This window comes from Lactobacillus sp. N54.MGS-719, assembly GCF_000980505.1.
GTDB lineage: Bacteria > Bacillota > Bacilli > Lactobacillales > Lactobacillaceae > Lactobacillus > Lactobacillus amylovorus.
This window is the reverse complement of record NZ_LARO01000019.1, coordinates 17,298-34,164: the sequence shown is the minus strand read 5'-3', so window position 1 is coordinate 34,164 and position 16,867 is coordinate 17,298. Positions and strand designations below refer to the sequence as shown.

Below are 16,867 nucleotides of genomic sequence, written 5' to 3'. Positions count from 1 at the left end.
CCTCCATAGATGTTTTTGTGGTTATTAACATTCTATCAAACAGGTCCAAATGGACTTTTTATTTTCTATCAAGTGTTCAATTTAATTTTACAATCGGCGAATTGAATAAATGTGATATAAAACTTCAAATTTTATTGAGTCATAAATTATCTGCTGACCAATTAATATCATTGGCTACAGAGGTTGATTTTAGAAATCGATATTATATAAAAGAGTATCCAGAATTATTCAAAAAAGCTTTGATTGAAAGCTTGAAGAGAGAGTTTGGTTCAGAATATTTTGAATATGAACTTTCAAATATTCAAAAGTTGAAGAAAGAACCTTATATGTTTTCAAATTATTCATTACGAAAAGGTAATAATCGACCAGATCTATTAATGCCAGATCCGTTGTCTGATAGAAAACTTTGCCATGATATATATGCTGAACTGCAGAAAGCTCATGATCAAGTGAAAGGATTTCTTGAAATAAAGAGGGCAGTAGAGTCAAAGAAGGATAAAAGCAAGAAGAAAATTGCTAAGCCTAAACGAATAAATTCTAAGACAGGTTACCCAATGTCAACTGATAAGCAAATAAGAAATGCTACAGAGCAGCTTAAATTGACAAGAAAATTTTTAAAGAATAATCAGATCAGCTCCTATAGCTCAAGAAGCTCACAAGAAAAAATGGAAGATCTGGTTTGGAATAATTCTGCTGAAAAAATGGATAGTGCTGATCTTGAATACAAAAAAGGTGAGTGGGATAAGGCAGAAAAATTATGGCTAACGTGTGTTGCTATTAATTATCGAGCAGCAAATAGATTAAGAATAATGTACCAAAAAGAACACAGATTTAACGATGCAGTTCAGATTATTGATTTTGCAGTAGATTCACCTGTATTGCGTAAAATTAATAATGATTCTTATATTACAGATTTTAAAAAGAAGCTAGAAACGGCTGAGCAAAAATCTATGAAACATGAAAATGAGGATCAATCAAAATTATCTGAGGAAGATTTAAAAAAACTAAATAGAGATTCGGATTATTGGTTTAAAAAAATCGAAACTATCAAATTTTATGTGTAAATAGATCTTTCCCTTAGATTGATTTTTTAATTTATCTTCTAATCAAAGTAAGATTCCAAGGTATCTTGAACCTGGCCAAAGCCTTTGTGGATTCGATTGAAATATCGATCATTGTAGCTCAATGCTTGGATACCTATAAATATGTCCAATGATTGCTCTGTTGGAAATTCAGCTTTAGGCTTAGCTTTACGCTTACTTTAAAATTCATCATTAAATTAAAAAAATCGACTTACCTTAAAAGTGAGTCGATTCTTTTTATTTGGTTAAAAAGTCAATTATGTGAATGACAGGGATGTCATCAATATTACCAACGTCGTCCCAATTGTTAGTAATGATTATCTTTTGATAACCAGTAGGTAAGTGCAAGAAATTATCAGATTCACGAGTACTATTTTCGGGAATATGATCTGTCACTTGAATGTATTTTACATCCGTATCCTTTTGAGCTACAAAGTCAATTTCTTTATCATTATATTTACCAACAAAGACTTCATAACCACGACTAAGTAATTCAAGATAAACTAGGTTTTCAATCTTAGAACTGCGATTAATATTTTTTCGTTGTAATTGTGATCTAATGAAGCCTAGATCGACAACATAATATTTACCTTGACCTCGTAAATATTCTTTTTCGCGAATATCAAAACGAGAAACTTTATAAAACAGAAAAGCATTATGCAATAGTTCAAGATAATTTTCAATCGTATTGTTGCTTACTTTAAGACCTGAAGACCGCAGAGTATTGGCAATTTTGTTAATGCTGATCAATTGACCAGTATTGCTTAAAAGGTATAATGCAATTCTTTCCAAAACTTCAGTGTTCTTAATAGTAGCTCGACCAGCGACGACCCTTAACAAAATACTATTGTAAATTCCTGATAAAACGTCACGTTTTAATTGAGAATTTGTTTGTAAAACTGCAGAAGGAAAACCACCGTATTCGAGATATTCGCTTAAATGCCGTGCGGGATCGGTATTCCTTAGTTTCTTGAAATGCAAGAATTCTTTGAAGGTTGATGGTAGCATTTTTATTTCAACATATCGACCAGTTAAGTAAGTGGTCATCTCTCCAGAGAGCTAATTACAGAAGTGATGCATTAGAACCAGTAACATAGATGTCGGAATCAAATGCAATTCTAAGCCCATTAATTAATTTTTGCCATTCTGAAACTTCTTGAATTTCATCGAATAATAAATATACTTTTTTATTTGCAACTACCTTATCTTTTAGATATTTATACAAATCTTTGTAAGATAATAAATCGAAAAACTCAGAATTTTCAAAATTAATATAAATAATCTGATCTTCGTCTACGCCCATGCTTAAGAGTTTATCTTTAATCATCAATAATAAATAACTTTTTCCAGATCGACGTACACCAGTAATAATTTTGATACATAGGTTCAATCCGTTTTAGATATAAAGGTCTATCAATAGGTTTCATTTGATTTTCTCCATACTGAAAATTTAGCAAAAAAAGCCAAAATTTTCAGTACACTGAAAATTATCACAAAAAAGGCAAAAACTTTCTCCATACTAAAAATTAGAGTACTAAAAAAGCCTTACTTTTGAAGTAAGCCTTATTCTTTTTATTCAAATTAATAACTCAATGCACGGTGACCATCGAGTGCCCAGTGACGTTGGAACGTTGCTACACTCATTGAACGCTTAGTACCAGTCCACGGATCATTGTAGTACAAAGTGTTACCGTGGTAACCGGTGAGGACAATGGCATGATTAGAAAAACCATCGAACCAGCCAACCCAAGCCACAACTAGGTGAGAACGAATCAGCTTTTTCTTGATTGCTGCAATGCTGCAGCTAGTCATATTGGTGGCAGTGCCAAGGTAGTGCTTAACCACAGGCTTAACGCCATTTGGTGCGACCCAGAAGCCCAACGGAAACTTCTTATAAGGTGAACCGATGAAGCCTTTGTTAGGGTTGAGGCTGCGTGGCATGATTTTTGCTGCTTGATCTTTAGTAATGTTCTTACCAGCAAAGTTGATCATCATTGTTACAGCGGTGATTTCACAACCAGTAGGCATTTCAGGACGCTGGCAAATTACCTTAGCATAATTCTTAATACCTGTGATATTGCCGGATTTGTTGATCCAGTAGTAGGCGCGACTAGTTTTAGTATTCTTGAACTTGCGCTTACCGTTTTGACCAAAGTAGCCATAATTGTTTTGCTTGGGAATTTTGCGGACGTCCGTTAGCATGGCGCCAGTTTTATCAAACAAGTACCAATCCTTGTCGATCTTCTTCAAACCCTTGGTTGGCTTGTGGTTGACCACATAGTAGCGCTTGCCGTTTTGACTAACCCAACGAGCTTTAGGTTGAGTTTGCGGTTTAGTCTTCGGCTGCTTACTAGTCTCAGTTTTATTTTCGTTCTTGTCCTGAGCTTGATTCTGGTTTTCATTCTTAGTTTGACTAGAATCAGCGGAACTTGAATTAGTTTGTTCCTTATTATCTGTATTACTGGTTGAGTTATTAGTATTTGAATTTGAACTATTATTAGCGGTAGTTTGGTTTGCGCTTGTTGTAGTATCGGCTAAAGCAGTCTGACTAGTAGTGAGCATTAAACCGGCGCTAAATAAAGTTGCTAAAAGGATTAATTTTTGATGTTTCATTTTTCCTTATTAAATAAACGGTCTCTTGATGCCGGCAATAACGTTGCGTTGACCGTTAACGATCGGTTGGACCATGACACGTGGTGGCCAGCTTTCGATCACGCGGTTATTGCCAAGATAGATTGCAACGTGCCAGATAGTGTGAGTACCCGGTTGGTAGTAAAAGACAAGATCGCCACGTTGACGTTCAGAATATGGAACGCGCTTCAGGTGCTTGTCGGCCCAAAGGCTACGTGAATTCCATTCATTGCCGGGATGAGCGTGACCAATTGAGCTAGTTGAAGTTGGGCTAATCCCACCAGCGTAGAGACTTTGCATTACAAGACCAGAACAGTCAACGCCGTATGCTGGACTTGAAGAACAACCTGCAAGCCATGGTTTACCCATATATTGGTAGGCTTGGTGAATCATTGCCTCAATATGAGCAGAACGGCCTTGCCAAGCTTGCGCTCTAAGCGGTGCGATGTAGTTATCTATATCATACCATGAAGCATTTGAAAAAAACTAACTTTTGCCAAGTCTTAATTCCTTCATAGCCGCGGTACAAATTGTAGCCGACCGTACCATAAGGCTTAACTTGAGTGTAGTGAACTTGATGGTAGCCCTTTGGATTTTGGTAACCCTTGACTGCAGCAAGCAAACTTGTTTTTGCTGGTAAATACAAGCCAGTTGTGGTTCTGACTACTGGAGCCTTGCAATTTGGTGTAATTAGACTTTGAACTAAAAAGTGTTCACCACTTCTAGCGGTGCGAACTGAGTTGGTCAATGCTGTATCGGAATAGGCAGGAGTGGAATGCTTAACACGGATAATCTTTGGATTACATGAAAAGTAATCAGCCTTGCTGTAGCTAGTAGTTGTTGCACTAGTTGATTGATTTGTTGAGACGTCGCTAGTTGTGTCTGCGGCTTGCACGCTAGTGGTGCAGGCACCGATTCCAATTAAGGCAGAGACAATGGCAATCGTCCACTTATTTTGTTTTTTCATATCATAACCCCCTTCAAATTTTAAATAATAAAATTTGAAATTTATTTTACTACTTTGAAAATTGAATAGGTTAGGTTTTTGAAAATGTAATAGGGTATACGCTTACATTTTCGAAATATGTATAGTCCAGAATAATTGAATTTAGTTTTTATAAGCCTAGACTAAGGATGTAATGAAAGTGAGTTAAATTCAGAAAGTGATTTATTAGTTGCAGCTAATATTAATAATGTTCACTATTCAGCTACTGTTTACGCTCCAGATGGAACAGCACAAACTATCACTTTAACCAAGAATGATCTTCAATTTGTAGATGCTGATGGCAATGCAATTACTCCAACTAATGCTGGTACTTACACAATTGCATTATCACCATCTGCCGAAACTAGATTGAAGAACTTAACTGGCAACAACGATAACTACACGTGGACATTTAAGACCACTGTAACTTACAATATTGCTTCAACTACTGCTTCTGCAGGATTATCTGGATCTAACCGAAAGGTATTTGATGGATCTGGTGTAACAACTGCACAAATCAATCATGGCGGCAGCATTGAAGTTACATTCACATACCCAGGTAGCACCGATAGTAGTATGTACAAACTTCAAGATGGTGACTATACTTGGATCGTAATGCTCCTAAGAACGTTGGTATCTACACGATCACTTTGACTGATAGTGGATCAGCCACATTTGAAATCATTGCTAAGCCAATTAGCGGTGTAACTATTTCTGATAATGATCAAAGTAAGACTTACGATGGTCAAGCTGCTGGATTGGATCTCGATGCTTTGAGCATTAGCGGTACTGATACTGTAAGTAGTACTGCATTGTCAGATACAGGAATTCAGGCTAGCGACTTTGATTGGTACTATGCAAGTGGTAATAAGCTTGATAAAGTTCCAAATAATGTGGGCACTTACGAAGCTCGTTTGACAGACAGAGCTTTGACAGTATTGCAAAATGCAAATCCAAACTACAGCTTCAGTGAAGTCAACGGTACGATTAAGTACATGATTAATCCAAAAGTTGCTACAGATAAATTAGAAAACAGTGGTACGAAGACTTACAACGGTCAAGGTACCTCAGTCAGCGATATTATTAACTCAGTAACTTGGAATCCAGGTGGTCTAGTAACTGGTGATGACTATGAATGGATGACTAAGAATACTGACGGTACTTACAGTGTTATGATAGGTCTTCCAACTAACGTTGGCCCTTACTACTTGAAGCTTAAGGATAGCGGAATTACTAAGATCAAGAACGCTAATACTAATTACAGCTTTGCAGATGGTGCAATCAGTGGTGAAATGAACAACAAGTTGACCGCAGGACTTCACGGCCAAAATAGCCCAATTGGTGAAAGTGGTCCAATTAGTCCAACTTCTGACGAACAAGCTATTGGTCCTAAGAGCGCAATCTTCAACCATACAACTAATAGCAAGAGTGAGAATGCCAAGAAGAATGAGTTGCCACAAACTGGTTCAGCGCATGAAGGTCCACTTGCATGGCTTGGTTCATTGTTCGCAGGCTTGAGTCTATTCGGCTTAGCCACTGACAGAAAGCGCAAGAAGAAGGACGATAAGTAATCAAAGAGAAGTCATGGATATATTCCATGGCTTTTTCTTTATGAAAAAATAAAAGCAAATATTAAAAATGTGTTGACAATATGAAAACCAAATTATAATATAAGATCAAATCAAATAAGAGCGACAAAGAAAAGATAAGTAATTAGCGGTTACCGCCAAAGAGAGCTGCGGATGGTGAAATGCAGTGCGGGAGTACCTAACGAAAATGGTCTTGGAGTCCATTGAAGAGCAAGCGCAAGTAAGCTGTTCACGGGGGATGCCCGATATAGCGTCCGAGTATAACTTCTATTTTTAGAAGCGTACTTAGTGAGGGTATCAGTGTAAGCTGATACTGAATAAGGGTGGTAACACGCTAGTAGCGTCCCTAGACAAGCAGTTGTCTAGAGGCGCTTTTTTTGTCCTGTTTTTTTAATAAAGGAGAAGAGAATTATGAGTAGAAATTTAGTACATTATGATATCGTTGGTAGTTTTTTAAGACCTGCAGAATTAAAGCAGGCAAGAGCAGATTTTGCCGCAAAGAAGATTTCTAAGGATGACTTAAAGAAAGTTGAAGACGAAGAAATTAAGAAATTAGTTGCCAAAGAAGAAAAGGCTGGTTTAAAGATCGTCACTGATGGTGAGTTTAGACGAAGCTACTGGCACCTTGATACCTTCTGGGGCTTCGGAGGAATCAAGCATACTAAGCAAGAACACGGTTACTTCTTCCACGATGAAGAAACCCGTAACGATTCGGCCCAAGTTGAAGGTAAGATTGAATTTACTGGTGATCATCCTGATCTCGAAGCCTTTAAGTATTTAAAGAGTATCACTAATAGCAGTGACGTCACTCCTCGTCAAAGCATCCCTTCACCCGCACAATTCTACGTCGAACTCGTTCGTGGTCCAGAAAACGTGACAGCCGTAAAGAAGTTTTACTCTAGTGAAGACGAATTACTCGACGATATTTCAAAGGCCTACCGCGATTTAATCCTCGCCCTTTATGATGCAGGTTGCCGCGACGTCAAACTTGATGACTGTACTTGGGGCATGGTTGTCGACGACGACTTCTGGGCAACAATGGTTAAGCAAGGTTTCGACCGTGACGACTTGGAAAAGAAATACCTCCGTGTTAACAACGGTGCTTTAGTCGACTTGCCAGACGACTTACGTGTTTCAACTCACATCTGCCGCGGCAATTACCACTCAACTTGGGCAGCAAAAGGCGGCTACGGTCCAGTTGCCAAATATGTTTTCGCTCAAGAAAACGTCGATGCCTTTTATCTAGAATTCGATAATAAAAGATCTGGTAGCTTCGATCCAATCAAGGAAGTACCAGCAGGAAAAGAAGTTGTTCTTGGCCTTGTAACCAGCAAGAAGCCAGAACTTGAAAAGCCTGACGACCTGATCACTAGAGTTAAAGAAGCCACTCAATTCCACGACTTGCAAGACTTAGCTCTTAGCACCCAATGTGGTTTTGCCTCAACCGAGGAAGGCAACCAATTAACCGAAGAAGAACAATGGAAGAAGATTGCTTTAGTAATCGATACAGCTAAGCAAATCTGGGCATAATTAATGAAAGAGGGGACAAAGCAATGAAGAAAAAACTATGGATTATAGCACAGGTAGTATGGGGATTACTGATTTGCTTTGGCCTCTATGTCTTCGCAAATTTATAATTCTCAATCTGAGCATATTAAACAGGAATTTAGTTAAAAGCTAATATAATTATTTAAAAAGGAGAAAAATACTATGGCAAAAGTCGAGAGTTTCACCTTGGATCACACTAAAGTTAAGGCACCTTACGTTCGTTTAATTACTGTTGAAGAAGGACCAAAAGGCGACAAGATTTCTAACTACGATTTGCGTTTAGTCCAACCTAACAAGAACGCCATTCCAACGGGTGGTTTGCACACCATCGAACACCTGCTTGCAAGTTTACTCCGCGATCGTCTTGACGGCGTTATCGATTGTTCGCCATTCGGCTGTCGGACTGGTTTTCACTTGATCGTTTGGGGCGAGCATTCAACTACTGAAGTTGCAAAAGCTCTTAAGTCCTCCCTTGAAGAAATTCGCGATACCATCACTTGGGAAGACGTTCCAGGAACCACGATTAAGACCTGTGGTAACTATCGCGATCACTCACTCTTTACTGCAAAGGAATGGTGCCGTGACATCCTTGAAGAAGGCATCAGTGACGATCCATTTGAACGTCATGTCATTTAATTAAGTATAAATATTAAGAAAAAGCTAGGTTTTTGTACCTAGCTTTTTTTAGTGTGCATATTTTGTTATACTGAAAACGTATTCAATTTAGAAAGACGTGAGTTTTTTATGTATAAACTGATTGCCTGTGATCTTGATGAAACTCTAATTGATGATGATGCGCATGTCTGTCAGCGTAATATCGATGCGATTAAAGCAGCGACAAAGCTGGGCGTGAAGTTTGTCCCAGCAACTGGACGCGGCTATCGAGCAATTGAGAAGACGCTGGCAGAGATCGGTCTGAAGGATAAGGCAAATGAGTATGTGATTTCTTTTAACGGGGGATGCATTACCGAGAACAAGGATAATCGAATTATGAAGTTTCAAGGCTTGGACTTTGCTAAAGCCGACGAACTTTATCGTCTTGGTTTAAAATGCGATGTCTGCATCCACGTATATACTAAGGATATGGTTTATGTCTATAACGCAGATGAAGATGAAATCAAGTATCTGAAACTACGTCACGTTTACAAGATTATTGATGAACCAAATCTTGACTTCTTAAAGGGACAAGACATCGCCAAAGTTTTATACGGTAGTACTGATATGCCATATTTAGAAAAGATAGCTAGTGAAATTAGCAATACTACCAAGGATCTCGACGTGTCATATTCTTCCAACCGTTATCTTGAATTCAACCATCAAGGCGTCAACAAGGGTGAAGGCTTGCTCTGGCTTGCTGATAAGCTTGGCATCAAGCCTGAAGAGACGATGGCCTTAGGCGATAACTTTAACGATCTTTCTATGATTAAAGCAGCCGGATTGGGTGTTGGCGTGGCTAATGTTAACCCTAAGATGAAAGACGACTGCGACTATATTACCAAAACCGATAACAATCAAGGCGGCGTTGGTGAGGCAATTGAAAAATTTGTTTTAGAAAAGTGATGAGGTAAAGATAGATGAAATTTAACAAGAAAATCCTAATGATTTCTGCTGCAACTTTGATGTTGGTTAGTCCTGTAGCAAGTTTGGCTAATGCAAATACTATTTCTGCAGCAAGCGTAAAGAAGGTTTCATACGCAAAGCAGACCACTGTGACGGTTAAGAAAAAGACGCCACAATTGTTCATGGCAACTGGCGGCCGTGCTTTAACCACTGGTAAGTACTACAAGAAAGGTCAAAAATTGACTGTTGATCAATTAGGCGGCATGAATATTTTAGCTAATAGTTCTCCAGATGCTTACCACATTAAGGGTACCGATTATTATGTTTGGGCTAAGGACGTTAAAGCAAAGCGTGCCTTACAAGATATCGATTATACAAGTCGTGGTTTGACTACAGTGCGGACCAATAAGTCTAAGGCACCACTTTACTCATTTTACGCTGAAAAGTCTACTCCAGCTGGCTATGCCTTTATGAAGGGAACTGATTTTAAAGTTAATGGTGCAATGTACTTGTACAATGCTAAAACTGACAAGAGCGAATTGTACTACCATTTGACTAATCATTATCACACCATGGCTAATTTGAAGACTTCACCGGATTTCCCTAACAGATTTAATACGGAGCTAGTTGATACTGGGGATGCCTTTGTGAAGGCTAGCGATGTTAATTTCTTTTCTGGCAAGAAGTTGAAGCCAATTAACACAGCTGCTTCCGCAAAAGATGGTAGCAAGATTGCTATTTTAGAAAATCAGGAAGCTGACTTGAAGGATTTACTTGGCAAAGTAGATAGTGTCAAGAATTCAGTTAAATACAAGTTGTCTAGTTCTCTCAAGCGTGACAATTACGATCTAGCTGTGAGGGATGCACAAACTCAGGTTAACTCAAGAAAGTTAATGTCAACTGCTGAAGCACAATACTTGATCTGGAGCCTTAAGACTTATGAAAGTGAGCTTGATGGTGCCAAGGTGAAGGTTGGCAACATGAATAAGTTGACTTCAAATGAGAAGCTCGCAATTGGTTTGTTGGTGATTTCTGTTTATGGTAAAAACACTGACAAGGAAAGCTTATATGGCTATGCCAAGTTTAATAAGGGCAATGACAAGACCTTTACTTTAACTATTGAAGATATGCATAATCAGAATAAGGTTGTTTCAACCAAGACAATGAAAACTAGTGATTTTGCACAAAAGAGATAAGACGATAAAAAGAGGGATGTATCGATTTGATGCATCCCTTTTAGTTCGTTTATTTTGTTTTTATTTAATCGTTATGGCTTAATTCTTTAAGGCCTGGCAAACTCACCATAACAATGAAACTAATGATGTAGAGGGCTGAAAGAAAGCCCATGACAACCGTTAAATTGTAGTGATCCATCAAGATACCGATGACAACTGATGAGAAACCACCGATTGCACGGCCAATGTTAACGATGATGTTGTTAGCTGAAGAACGAATCTCAGTTGGGTAGAGGCGACTGATTACTGCACCGTAACCACCAAACATCCCATTTGAGAAGAAGCCCATGACTGCACCGATGATGAGTAGAGTAGCCATGTTTTGTGCAAGTGATAAAACATAAACCATGACAGCTGAACCGATCAAGAAGATGGCGAAGGCTCTACGTGGACCGAAGTGGTCGAAGATGTTACCGAAGGTCATCATACCGATGCTCATGCCGACGATAGTTGAGATCATCCAAATACTTGAGCTAGATACGTTTAAGTTCAATTGCTTTTGTACGATGGTTGGTAACCAGTTCATTAAGCCGAAGTAACCAGCGATTTGGACGGTCATCATGACCATCAAGCCTAAGCTTTGAAAAGCAAGACGTGGGGTTGAAAACATTTTTTTAATGACATCACGTAATAATGAACCTTTTTCATCTTTTTTAGCTTGGAGGAATTGGTCGCTTTCATGCAAATGTCTTCTGATAAAGACTGTTAAAATTACTGGGACAATTCCGACCAAGAATAGTGCGTGCCAGCCAGCTATTGGAATAATCCAAGCCGCAATTAATGCTGCAAAGATCGCACCGATTTGACCACCGACTGCTGCAATTGAGGTCATCTTACCAATTCTGCCGCTTTCAAAGTTTTCGGCGATTAAGGCAATGCCTACGCCATATTCACCGCCGGCACCAATACCAGTGAGAAAACGTAAGGCGTAGATCTCATAGATGTTGTTGGCAAAAGCCATTAAACCGGTAGCTAGGGCGAAGATTAAAACCGTGTGTGAGAAAGTTTTAACCCGGCCAATCTTGTCACCTAGGATGCCGAAGCAGATACCGCCGACTAGCATTCCTAAGTTAGTGATTGAGGAGATCAACCCAGCGGCTCCACCAGAGAGGTGCAAATCCGCAATCATTGAACTCATTGCAAACGATAAAAAAAGCACATCCATGTTTTCAAGCGCAAAACCTGATGAAGTAGAGGCGATGACCCACTTCTGGTTTTTACTTAGTCCATGATTGTGCTGCGTAATATATTTCATATTTAATTCCTCCAAAACGAATGCTCTCTGTCATCCAATTATTTCTTCGTCTGTATATGATACGCTTTTTGAATAAAGAAACAAGGGTTGCTATGAAAAAAAGATCATCCTATCGTGCTGAAAGAATGATCTGAAAACTTTGTTTTAAGTCTAATATACTAACAATCCGACGCCTAATGCGACTAGACACAAGACAAATTCGATTACCAGTAATTTCCAACACCACTTGAACCATTTGTTAAAGTCGATGTTAACCATCATCAAACTCATCAAGATTAATCCGGTTGGGGCAACCAAGGAAATAAAGCCAAGGCCCCAGTTGTAGGCATCAATTACACTAGCACGGTCGATTCCAACCACATTGGCAAGTGGTGCCATGATTGGCATGGAAAGTACGGCCAAACCAGATGATGATTGAATGAAGAATCCCAGAATGATGTAGACGATGAACAGGAACCAAATGAAGATTAATGGACTCATGCCAGAAATCTGTTGGCTGAAGAAGTGCATGATGGTGTCACTGGTGTGACTGTCGTCCATAACAATGGAAACGGCTCTCGCCAACCCGATTGTCAAAGCAACACCAAGCAAATCACTAGCACCATCAACGAAGGCTTGCACAACTTTGTGCTCGGAAAGTCCTGAGAAGATAGCCATCAAGTAGCCGGCAGTTAAGAAGACTACCGAAATTTCGGTGAAGTACCAGCCTTTTTGTTGTACACCCCAGATCATGACGATAAAGGCAATGCCGAAGATGATCAATGATAATTTTTGTTGCCAAGTAAAGTTGGCTGGTGTGTTAAAGTCGGCATCGTTTAAGTACTTTTCACGATCTTCTTCGTATTGGTCGTAAACAACAGATTTAGTAGGATCTTTACGTACCTTTTCAGCGTAGCGAATGACATAGATCATACCAACTACCGTACAGATGACCCACATGGTAATTCTGAGTGGTAAAGCTCTGGCGAAGTTAACACCTGCAGTGTTAGAAGCGATGATCGTTGAGAATGGGTTAATGGTTGAAATCATGGTCCCAATACTCGTTCCCAGGAAGATCGTTCCTAGAACTGTCATCGTATCATACCCGGCTAGCAGGAAGACTGGAATTAGGATTGGGTACATGGCCATCGTTTCTTCGGCAAGACCAAAAGTTGTACCACCAAGAGAAATTAGCCCCATCACGAGGATGATCAACAGAACTTGCTTACCTTTGATTTTCTTAGATAAAGCCTGCATCCCCGAGTTGATCGCGCCGTTTGCGTGAACGACACCAATACATCCACCTAGGATCAAAACGAAGGCGATGATGTCGACACTTTGAGCGATACCTTGTACCTGTGAGGTGAAGAACTGATTGATCGCCTGCCACAGGTTAGGCTTCTTTAAATTGATTCTCTCGTAAGAATTTGGAATAGCAACTGGCTTGTAGATTGTGCCATCCTTAAATTTCTTGACTGCAATGTTGACCTTGTATTTCTTTAAAGTGGCCTGAGTAGCAGGTTCTTTGTACTTTTTACCACTTGGTCTGGTAACTACGAAATCTTTATTGCTGGTATCATAAGCAATCGTCGCATAGTTACCGGCAGGAATAACAAAAGTCAATAGTTGAACAAGCAAAAGCACAATTATGATGACGGTATAGGCCGTCGGAAATTGGTGCTTTTTCTTCTTTTTAGTAGCCATAATAAAACCTCCTTACTTGTATAACTATTGATTTATAGTTTTATTATACAGTTAAGGAAGTATCTTTTGATAGCGATTTCATATAAATATAATAAAAAAGCCGAGCTTGACTCGAACTTCTTGTTATTCAGCGTGTTTACCGAGATTTCTGTGCCAGAACTTGCGTGGAATATAGATTGCGACAATTACTATAATCACCAATGGAGTAACTACGAATTTTAAGATGTTGCTGTTACGTTCAGCTTGTACATTAGCATGATTTTTGGCAGTAGCAGGTTTGTTCTTCTTACTTGTTGCCTTTTTCTTATTAGGCTTACTGCTGGTAGCTGCCTTACTTGGACTAGCATTTTGCTTTTTGTTTAAATTAGAAGTAGCAGAATTTGGCATCTTGTGTTGGTGACGCCATTTGTCTGTTTTCTTGATTGCTGGATGGCTGTTGTGATTATCCTTTGTTACATTCTGTGAATGTTGTTGATTATGGGTAGTGGTTGTGCTACTACTATCCTTCTTATTTGGCAAATAGTAGGCACAATCGATGTAGGTGACACCACTTGGATTGTTAGGATCAACTTCAAGGGCACGTCCACCATAAGGAGGATTGCCAGCTATCTCAAAGTCACCAATTCTCTCTGGTAATTGCCCCATGTTAAAGAATTGCCGCTCAGGGACACCGTTAACCACTTTTACCGTATCGGCATACATGACTTGTAAGGTTTGACCAGTATATTGATTTATGCAACGCCAATATAATGATTGGTAGGTTACATTTTGTTTATTTGTTTCAGATGTTTGTGGTTGATTAGTTTGATCATTTTCATCAGCTAAAACTGGAGTAGTCGTTAAAAGCAGGGCAGCTGGTAACGCTGCACACAGTTTGATGAGGAATTTTCTTTTGTTTAACATTTTTCTCACCTCTAAATAATAACGCTTACTTTCTACTTAAATTTTAGTTTGTAGTTGGGGCTGGGAACAAACCAATGTGGATTTCTTCCAAGTTGTAAGAACAACTGCAAAGAGTTTCTGGGTTCGCCCTATTTCAAAGAAAATGGTTTCAGCTCCTGCCGCTATGGAAGCTTATGTAAAACCTGTCAAAGATGACTTTTTAAGTGATGATTATTGCAAGAGCATTTATAGTAAGAAAGTTATTAGAAAGCTCAAGAAAAATTATGTTGAAATGGGCGAATCAAGAGGTTTGATGACTATATATAATGGTCAAGCAGAACTTGAAACAAGTTACGCTTAATAAGAAAGGCTGAAAAGCCTTTTTATTTTGCTAAAAAATATTTTAAAAAGTTTTACGTTTTCGCTTTACATTTTAGATATATATGATAATATATAAGTGTAGAAAGAAATAAGAAGAAAGAGGTAAACAATTATGTTAAAAATGAGCAATGAATATTATGAAGAAAATTATGGTGATGTCGAAGAGGGCAAAGAAGTTGAAAAGCAGATTTTAATAAAAATGAAATTGAAGAAGTTACAGAAGATATTAAAAAAGGAAATATTGATTTTGATACTTTAGAAGTTTATCCTTTTTAAGCAACAAAAAAGCCCACTGCTAAGCAGTGAGCCATGTAAAAAGAAATAAGTGAGGGCGGGTAAACATAATCGCCCTCGCTTTTTAATATTAACATGGAGGTGTATTTATGGCAAGAAGCGAATCACTAAAAAAAGCGCAAAAAAAGTATGCGGCAAAACATAAAAGCTCAATGAACAGGAATACCTATAAATCAGCGGGCAAGAATTTTATCTTGAACTACGCTACCAAAGAAGATTTAAAAGAATATGAGCGTTTTATTTTGCAGCGAATGAAGAAACTAGAGGGCAGATAGCTCTTTTTTTATTGCAAAAAAACAAAAAAATATTTGCATTTACCCTTTACTTTTTATATATATGATAATATATAGTTGTAAAGAGAAATAGAAAGAAATAAGAGGTATTAAAAATGATGAAACTTGAATTCGTAAAAGATGAAGAAAATTATGAAGTTAGAGTTGTAAACGGTGATGACTAAGAAGTTGCTGGCAAACTTGTCAAAGACGAAGATGGTACTTGGTGTTTTAACTATGAAGACCAAAGCGTAGCATACGATGATGATCTTGAAGAAGCAGAAGATGATCTTCGTGATGAATTTGAGAACGGTAAGACTGACAGCATGGCTCACAGCTTTGGTAGCTACAGTTACGAAAAGTAAGAACATGAAGCATTCTAAACGTGATATAATAGACACAACTGGTTAGACGACTATACAAAAAAAGGGGAGAACTTTGTTAGTTCTTCCCATTTCTGTTTTTATACGGAATTTACGTAAATTTTACGGAAAAGTACTTATGATTATTTATGATTCACGATGATTTTTATGAATAAAATATCTATCTTTTGAACTATGTTGATCTATGTTTTTAGGCTTTGATTTTAGCGATAACTTTCGATGAATACAAGTTAAGAATAAGCAAGATTATAGTAAAATAACTAATGAAAGCGATTTTACAAAGGAGAGACAAATTATGAGTTTGACTGTAAATCTTTATTACAATGGCAAAAATGGTGATGCCAGAAAGTTCGCACAAGAAATGGAAGACAAGGGTATTGCAGGTCGTATTCGTGCCGAAGAAGGCAATGAAAATATGATTACTTTATCCCAATGGACGATCCTGAGACGGTTTTATTAATCGATAGTTGGCGTGATCAAAAGGCGCTTGAGGCTCACCATGCTTCACCTATGATGAAGGAATTGGCTGACTTGCGTGAAAAGTATGACTTGCATATGCGCGTTGAACGCTATATCTCAGATGACAGCGGCGTGCCTGCAAGTGATCAAAAGTTTATTCGGAAATAAAGATGATTAGAAAATATCAAAAGAGCGATTTAGATGCGTTGATGCAGATTTGGCTTAAGGGCAACCTTGATGCACACGATTTTATTGATCCAAGTTATTGGCATGATAACTATGAATTGGTGAAAAAAGAGTTGCCGAATGCTCAGCTGTATGTAGATGAAGAAGAGGGCGAGATAGCTGGTTTTGTAGGGATGCAAGGCGACTATATTGCCGGTATCTTTGTTAAAAGAGATCATCGGGGCCGCGGTATTGGCGGAAGGCTGATTGACTTTTTGAAGCTAAAGCATGATAAATTGCAGCTGTCGGTGTATGAAAAGAATGAGGCGGCTATTAGTTTTTATCAAAACCGTGGTTTTAAGTTAGTGAAAAAAGAGATTGATCAAGAGGCTGGTGCAGCCGACTGTTTAATGGAGTGGGATGCATAAAAGTTATGCCTAGGAATTTATAATAAGTATTTTTT

Annotated in this window: 17 protein-coding genes, 4 pseudogenes and 1 other annotated feature; of the genes and pseudogenes, 12 read left to right on the top strand and 9 right to left on the bottom strand. The window is 38.3% G+C overall.

What is annotated here, in order from left to right; translation table 11 throughout:
* Positions 1 to 1,064 (top strand): annotated as a pseudogene (locus WS44_RS04985) (hypothetical protein); the annotation flags it as partial.
* A 38-nt stretch (positions 1,065 to 1,102) separates the two neighbouring features.
* Here WS44_RS04985 and WS44_RS09950 read toward each other — a convergent pair.
* From WS44_RS09950 to WS44_RS04970, 5 genes and pseudogenes are all read right to left on the bottom strand, one after another.
* Positions 1,103 to 1,258, bottom strand: a pseudogene (locus tag WS44_RS09950) (IS256 family transposase); the annotation flags it as partial.
* Positions 1,259 to 1,319: 61 nt separating this feature from the next.
* A complete protein-coding gene (locus tag WS44_RS04980) occupies positions 1,320 to 2,129 on the bottom strand; it encodes an ATP-binding protein (protein WP_288145695.1) in 810 nt (269 codons plus the stop codon).
* Positions 2,130 to 2,145: 16 nt separating this feature from the next.
* Positions 2,146 to 2,409, bottom strand: a complete 264-nt coding sequence (locus tag WS44_RS09945; RefSeq protein WP_288145694.1) for an AAA family ATPase — start codon at positions 2,407 to 2,409, stop codon at positions 2,146 to 2,148.
* Positions 2,410 to 2,663: 254 nt separating this feature from the next.
* A complete protein-coding gene (locus WS44_RS04975; RefSeq protein ID WP_046433449.1) occupies positions 2,664 to 3,695 on the bottom strand; it encodes a C39 family peptidase in 1,032 nt (343 codons plus the stop codon).
* A gap of 9 nt (positions 3,696 to 3,704) precedes the next feature.
* A pseudogene (locus WS44_RS04970) lies at positions 3,705 to 4,680 on the bottom strand (NlpC/P60 family protein).
* Positions 4,681 to 4,899: 219 nt separating this feature from the next.
* Between WS44_RS04970 and WS44_RS09940 the strand changes: the two are divergent.
* The 6 genes from WS44_RS09940 to WS44_RS04945 all read left to right on the top strand — a co-directional run bounded on the left by WS44_RS09940 (position 4,900) and on the right by WS44_RS04945 (position 10,591).
* A complete protein-coding gene (locus WS44_RS09940; RefSeq protein ID WP_337872103.1) occupies positions 4,900 to 5,352 on the top strand; it encodes an MBG domain-containing protein in 453 nt (150 codons plus the stop codon).
* Positions 5,304 to 6,269 (top strand): MBG domain-containing protein, encoded by a 966-nt coding sequence (locus WS44_RS04965; RefSeq protein ID WP_288145693.1) that lies wholly within the window; start codon positions 5,304 to 5,306, stop codon positions 6,267 to 6,269. The genes WS44_RS09940 and WS44_RS04965 overlap by 49 nt, the downstream gene beginning before the upstream one ends.
* 117 nt (positions 6,270 to 6,386) lie before the next feature.
* Positions 6,387 to 6,638 (top strand) — a binding site (T-box leader).
* A 60-nt stretch (positions 6,639 to 6,698) separates the two neighbouring features.
* Positions 6,699 to 7,817 carry a 5-methyltetrahydropteroyltriglutamate--homocysteine S-methyltransferase gene (locus tag WS44_RS04960; protein WP_046433447.1) on the top strand — a complete coding sequence of 373 codons (1,119 nt, stop codon included), beginning with the start codon at positions 6,699 to 6,701 and terminating at the stop codon, positions 7,815 to 7,817.
* A gap of 180 nt (positions 7,818 to 7,997) precedes the next feature.
* Positions 7,998 to 8,471, top strand: a complete 474-nt coding sequence (locus tag WS44_RS04955) for an S-ribosylhomocysteine lyase (protein WP_013437854.1) — start codon at positions 7,998 to 8,000, stop codon at positions 8,469 to 8,471.
* Between the two features lie 108 nt (positions 8,472 to 8,579).
* Positions 8,580 to 9,395, top strand: coding sequence for a Cof-type HAD-IIB family hydrolase (locus WS44_RS04950; RefSeq protein ID WP_046433445.1), 816 nt, complete (start codon positions 8,580 to 8,582; stop codon positions 9,393 to 9,395).
* Positions 9,396 to 9,409: 14 nt separating this feature from the next.
* Positions 9,410 to 10,591: a hypothetical protein gene (locus tag WS44_RS04945; protein WP_013437856.1), complete on the top strand. Its 1,182-nt coding sequence runs from the start codon at positions 9,410 to 9,412 to the stop codon at positions 10,589 to 10,591.
* A 64-nt stretch (positions 10,592 to 10,655) separates the two neighbouring features.
* Here the strand turns inward: WS44_RS04945 and WS44_RS04940 are convergent, their stop codons facing one another.
* The 3 genes from WS44_RS04940 to WS44_RS04930 form a co-directional block, all read right to left on the bottom strand.
* Entirely contained in the window at positions 10,656 to 11,885 is a 1,230-nt protein-coding gene (locus tag WS44_RS04940) for an MFS transporter (protein WP_046433442.1), read from the bottom strand.
* A 150-nt stretch (positions 11,886 to 12,035) separates the two neighbouring features.
* Positions 12,036 to 13,568, bottom strand: a complete 1,533-nt coding sequence (locus tag WS44_RS04935) for a hypothetical protein (RefSeq protein WP_046433440.1) — start codon at positions 13,566 to 13,568, stop codon at positions 12,036 to 12,038.
* Positions 13,569 to 13,691: 123 nt separating this feature from the next.
* Positions 13,692 to 14,471 carry a hypothetical protein gene (locus WS44_RS04930; RefSeq protein WP_013437859.1) on the bottom strand — a complete coding sequence of 260 codons (780 nt, stop codon included), beginning with the start codon at positions 14,469 to 14,471 and terminating at the stop codon, positions 13,692 to 13,694.
* A gap of 76 nt (positions 14,472 to 14,547) precedes the next feature.
* On the opposite strand from WS44_RS04930, the gene WS44_RS04925 reads away from it, so the two are divergent.
* The 3 genes from WS44_RS04925 to WS44_RS04920 all read left to right on the top strand — a co-directional run bounded on the left by WS44_RS04925 (position 14,548) and on the right by WS44_RS04920 (position 15,400).
* Complete coding sequence (locus WS44_RS04925) at positions 14,548 to 14,811, top strand: hypothetical protein (protein ID WP_046433438.1); 264 nt, start codon at positions 14,548 to 14,550, stop codon at positions 14,809 to 14,811.
* 132 nt (positions 14,812 to 14,943) lie between these two features.
* Positions 14,944 to 15,090 (top strand): hypothetical protein, encoded by a 147-nt coding sequence (locus WS44_RS09935; RefSeq protein ID WP_288145692.1) that lies wholly within the window; start codon positions 14,944 to 14,946, stop codon positions 15,088 to 15,090.
* Between the two features lie 124 nt (positions 15,091 to 15,214).
* Complete coding sequence (locus WS44_RS04920) at positions 15,215 to 15,400, top strand: hypothetical protein (protein ID WP_046433435.1); 186 nt, start codon at positions 15,215 to 15,217, stop codon at positions 15,398 to 15,400.
* A gap of 107 nt (positions 15,401 to 15,507) precedes the next feature.
* Here WS44_RS04920 and WS44_RS09930 read toward each other — a convergent pair whose 3' ends face one another.
* A complete protein-coding gene (locus WS44_RS09930) occupies positions 15,508 to 15,768 on the bottom strand; it encodes a hypothetical protein (RefSeq protein WP_288145691.1) in 261 nt (86 codons plus the stop codon).
* Between the two features lie 307 nt (positions 15,769 to 16,075).
* Here WS44_RS09930 and WS44_RS04915 point away from each other — a divergent pair.
* Positions 16,076 to 16,407, top strand: a pseudogene (locus WS44_RS04915) (putative quinol monooxygenase).
* 2 nt (positions 16,408 to 16,409) lie between these two features.
* Positions 16,410 to 16,832: an N-acetyltransferase gene (locus tag WS44_RS04910; protein ID WP_046433433.1), complete on the top strand. Its 423-nt coding sequence runs from the start codon at positions 16,410 to 16,412 to the stop codon at positions 16,830 to 16,832.
* Positions 16,833 to 16,867: the final 35 nt, after the last annotated feature.